This window comes from Ideonella sp. P3_A4 (assembly GCF_056403075.1).
Genome location: NZ_JBFUGE010000513.1, coordinates 1 through 4,345 on the forward strand (window position 1 = coordinate 1; position 4,345 = coordinate 4,345).

Here is a 4,345-nt window from a genome sequence, read left to right on the forward strand (position 1 = left end):
ACAACTGGCTGTTCGCGGGGAGCCTGCGTGCGGGCAAGCGGGCCGCCGCGATCATGAGCCTGGTGCACTCGGCGCGGCTCAATGGGCACGAGCCCTACGCGTACCTGCGCGACGTGCTTGAGCGGCTGCCCACGCAGCCCGCCAGCCGCATCGTGGAGCTGCTGCCGCATCGCTGGCAGCCGTTGGGCGCCACAGCCTGAACTGCCTGCTCGTCTCCAAGACGGGATTGCCGGACGCTTACTCAGCTCAGTCTGAAGCGGGTTTCAAGTCAGGGTTATCGCCGCCAACTGGCCTCCCTGAACCGGTGCTCAAGGGCCGCGCCGACGTTGAGGATCTTTAGTCCACTCTTTCCGCGCCGCGCCTAGAACAAAACAGCAGACAGCCGCGCTGCCCTTCGCTGCTGAAGGGTTGGCAAGTGGTCATCAACGAAGGCTTGCACGACGCGTCCATGCTTTTGCGCAAGCCATTCGTCTTCGCCGTCCCAGACGCCTTCCCACAGGGTCGACTTGAGCTGGCCACAGTCGACAATCAGAAGCGATCTCAGGAATGAGACGACCCGGCCGAGAACACCTTCCGCAAGGTCGCGGGATGGCCAGTACTCGTAGAGACAGCTACCCAAACTCACCATGCTGACACGAGCGTCTCCGACTTCGTACTCTGCGACGGAGTCGACGAGACCGCCCGCGCCACCAGGCCAGCTGAATTTGGTGTCTTGAATCTCCGCCTGCCAAAGGTGTTCACCGACCTTCTCGTCCAACAGAATCAGGTTCCAGCCGTAGTCTTCGAGTGCCATGCCAACGATGGATCCGTTGCCGGCATGACGTGCCAGTTCTCGCCAGAAGTTGTCTCGCGCCTTTGACATGGCCGCCTCGAGCGCCGCGCGTGAGGCCAGGGCCTGAGCTCGCCGAAGCGTCGCCCGCAGGGCATCGCGCTCTCGCTTCTCGTGGCCGCGCCGTTCTCTTTCCACCTTCGCTTGAAGGACAGGCTCGATAAGTGAATTGACTTGGCAATTAAGCGAATCACCGCATATCCGACTGTGCGGAATGACGTCCTCGATGTGCTGCAAGAAGGCTTCAACACGATTTCGGCATTCACTTCGCATCCATTCGGTTGCACCGTTCTGCGCTCCATCGTCATCGAGAACTTCTTCTGCGGTGAGCCGCCAGTCCGCAAAGGTCCGCAACAGGATGCGCTCCAACCGCAGCGCTTCATCGGTACTTCGCAGGACTAGGCCTACCGAGCTGGCCCAGTCAAGCTCGCGAAGGCCGAAGCAGCGGGCTCGCTCGATGATGTCGTTCGCCTTGCCAATCTTGAATCGCTTGCCGTTTCGATGCGCAAGCAAATACACATGAGATTTCATCAGTCGTCTCGGTGAGGGCGCCCCGGCGACCGCCATCGCCGCCATCACTTTGGCTCCGGGACGGCTGGAAGCGAGACGAGATCGCTGCAGGGCGTGAACACGCCGTCTGCCACGGCAGCTTAGATGCGAGCAGGGCGAGTTAGGGCGCGAAGCGGGCTAGGGTCTTCACCAACCCGATCTGATTGGACTATTCCCACCGCTCGCCCTGTCTACGTCGGCAGATCTTGGAGCGATCACTTAGGCCCCGACCTCTGAACCAGCGGGGCCACCGTTGTGCTTGCAGAGCGCCACCCTGCCACTCCCCTCGCCTGTCCTGCCCAGACGCCCGGTAGCCTACGGGCACCGCTCGCTCGAAATCGACCCGGTTCCACGTCCACAGCATCCGCGGCCGCCCGCTCCAGTTCTGCAGCGAGTGAAAAGAATTCGGCAGCGAATGGAAACCGACATCTGTAAGGGCTCGCCTCGAGCCCTTGAAAGCTCCGCCTCGATCCCTATAATGCTTGTTAGCACTCGATCCGCAGGAGTGCTAATAGCCAGCGGATCGAGCCGCCTTTCACAGGCATCTGCCCGCAGATGCCTTTATGTGAATGAGTGCCAACTTCGTTGGTACTCGGCACCCCGACTTACTGCAAGCACACCAAGGAGATGCAATGAAGCTTCGTCCGTTGCACGATCGCGTGATCGTCAAGCGCCTGGAACAAGAAACCAAGACTGCCTCGGGCATCGTGATCCCCGACAACGCCGCCGAGAAGCCCGACCAGGGTGAAGTGCTGGCTGTCGGCCCGGGCAAGCGCAACGACAAGGGCGACTTCGTGGCCCTGAATGTCAAGGTTGGCGACCGCGTGCTGTTCGGCAAGTACTCGGGCCAGACCGTCAAGGTCGATGGCGAAGAGCTGCTGGTCATGAAGGAAGACGACCTGTTCGCAGTCGTCGAGAAGTAAATCGCCTGCAGGCGATTTACTTCCGTCACAGGCTAACTTGGCTCCGCCAAGTTAAGGCCCGCAGGGCCAGCCGGAGACAAGAGTGGGTCGCCACCACGCATCACTGAACTGAATTCGGAGAAATCAACATGGCAGCAAAAGACGTCATCTTTGGCGCAGACGCCCGTCACCGCATGGTTGAAGGCGTGAACATCCTGGCCAACGCGGTCAAGGTCACGCTGGGTCCCAAGGGCCGCAACGTCGTGCTCGAGCGCTCGTTCGGCGCCCCCACCGTCACCAAGGACGGTGTCTCGGTGGCCAAGGAAATCGAGCTGAAGGACAAGCTCCAGAACATGGGTGCCCAGATGGTCAAGGAAGTCGCTTCCAAGACCTCGGACATCGCTGGCGACKGCACCACCACCGCCACCGTGCTGGCCCAGGCCATCGTGCGCGAAGGCATGAAGTACGTGGCCGCGGGCATGAACCCGATGGACCTGAAGCGCGGCATCGACAAGGCCGTGACTTCGCTGGTCGAGGAGCTGAAGAAGGCCTCCAAGCCGACCACCACCTCGAAGGAAATCGCTCAAGTCGGCTCGATCTCGGCCAACAGCGATGAAACCATCGGCAAGATCATTGCCGACGCGATGGACAAGGTCGGCAAGGAAGGCGTCATCACCGTCGAAGACGGCAAGTCGCTCGAGAGCGAGCTCGACGTCGTCGAAGGCATGCAGTTCGACCGYGGCTACCTSTCGCCCTACTTCATCAACAACCCCGAGAAGCAATCGGCGCTGCTGGACAACCCGTTTGTTCTGCTCTTCGACAAGAAGATCAGCAACATCCGTGACCTGCTGCCGACGCTGGAGCAAGTCGCCAAGGCTGGCCGTCCGCTGCTGATCATCGCTGAAGAAGTCGAAGGCGAAGCGCTGGCGACCCTGGTGGTCAACACCATCCGCGGCATCCTGAAGGTCGTCGCCGTCAAGGCCCCGGGCTTCGGCGACCGCCGCAAGGCCATGCTGGAAGACATCGCCATCCTGACCGGCGGCAAGGTCATCGCCGAAGAAGTCGGCCTGACGCTCGAGAAGGTCACGCTGGCTGATCTGGGCCAGGCCAAGCGCGTCGAAGTGGGCAAGGAAAACACCATCATCATCGATGGCGCCGGTGCCGCTGCCGACATCGAAGCCCGCGTCAAGCAAGTGCGCGTGCAGATCGAAGAAGCCACCAGCGACTACGACCGCGAGAAGCTGCAAGAGCGCGTGGCCAAGCTGGCCGGCGGTGTGGCCGTCATCAAGGTCGGTGCTGCCACCGAAGTCGAGATGAAGGAAAAGAAGGCCCGCGTCGAAGATGCGCTGCACGCCACCCGTGCCGCCGTCGAAGAAGGCATCGTGGCCGGTGGTGGCGTCGCGCTGCTGCGCGCCCGCCAAACCGCTGGCACGATCAAGGGCGACAACGCCGATCAAGACGCCGGCATCAAGCTGGTGCTGAAGGCCATCGAAGCCCCGCTGCGCGAGATCGTCTACAACGCCGGTGGCGAGGCCTCCGTCGTCGTCAATGCTGTGCTGGCCGGCAAGGGCAACTACGGCTTCAATGCCGCCAACGACACGTATGGCGACATGATCGAGATGGGCATCCTGGACCCGACCAAGGTGACCCGCACCGCGCTGCAGAACGCCGCGTCCGTCGCGTCGCTGATGCTGACCACCGAAGCGATGGTTGCTGAAGCGCCGAAGGAAGAAGCTGCTGGCGGCGGCATGCCTGGTGGCATGGGCGGCATGGGCGGCATGGGCATGGACATGTAAAGCCGGACGGGCGACCCTGCCTGCGCAGGGTCACCCACCGGCGACAGGTTCGCCCGAGCTTCCGCTCGAATCGAAAGGGCCACCGCGAGGTGGCCTTTTCTTTTGGCTCTTTGCGCGTTGCCTATGGATGAGCGAATCGGCCGAGGGAGAGGCTGAGGAGCTGCTCCGGAGGTAGGTGGCGCGGCGCGCAGCGGTCAACAGCCCTGAACCAACCCAGGTAGTGGTGCAGGTAGGTGGTAGCCACACCGCGAAAGCGGCGCAGCCAGCCC

General features: G+C 62.3%; 4 protein-coding genes. 3 read left to right on the plus strand and 1 reads right to left on the minus strand.

What is annotated here, in order from left to right:
- A partial coding sequence (locus AC1DYI_RS27890; RefSeq protein ID WP_477207376.1) for a transposase domain-containing protein occupies positions 1 to 200 on the plus strand: 200 nt, incomplete at its 5' end.
- Between the two features lie 161 nt (positions 201 to 361).
- Here the strand turns inward: AC1DYI_RS27890 and AC1DYI_RS27895 are convergent.
- Positions 362 to 1,360: a GIY-YIG nuclease family protein gene (locus AC1DYI_RS27895; RefSeq protein ID WP_477207377.1), complete on the minus strand. Its 999-nt coding sequence runs from the start codon at positions 1,358 to 1,360 to the stop codon at positions 362 to 364.
- Positions 1,361 to 2,010: 650 nt separating this feature from the next.
- Between AC1DYI_RS27895 and groES the strand changes: the two genes are divergently transcribed.
- Together groES and groL are read left to right on the plus strand one after the other, a co-directional pair.
- Positions 2,011 to 2,301, plus strand: coding sequence for a co-chaperone GroES (gene groES, locus AC1DYI_RS27900; RefSeq protein ID WP_477207378.1), 291 nt, complete (start codon positions 2,011 to 2,013; stop codon positions 2,299 to 2,301).
- A gap of 128 nt (positions 2,302 to 2,429) precedes the next feature.
- Positions 2,430 to 4,076, plus strand: coding sequence for a chaperonin GroEL (gene groL, locus AC1DYI_RS27905; protein ID WP_477207379.1), 1,647 nt, complete (start codon positions 2,430 to 2,432; stop codon positions 4,074 to 4,076).
- The last annotated feature ends 269 nt before the right edge of the window (positions 4,077 to 4,345 follow it).

Bases quoted from the DNA above. Each gene is read 5' to 3' on its own strand.
- AC1DYI_RS27895 (WP_477207377.1), bottom strand. From the start codon at position 1,360: ATGAAATCTCATGTGTATTTGCTTGCGCATCGAAACGGCAAGCGATTC.
- groES (WP_477207378.1), top strand. From the start codon at position 2,011: ATGAAGCTTCGTCCGTTGCACGATCGCGTGATCGTCAAGCGCCTGGAA.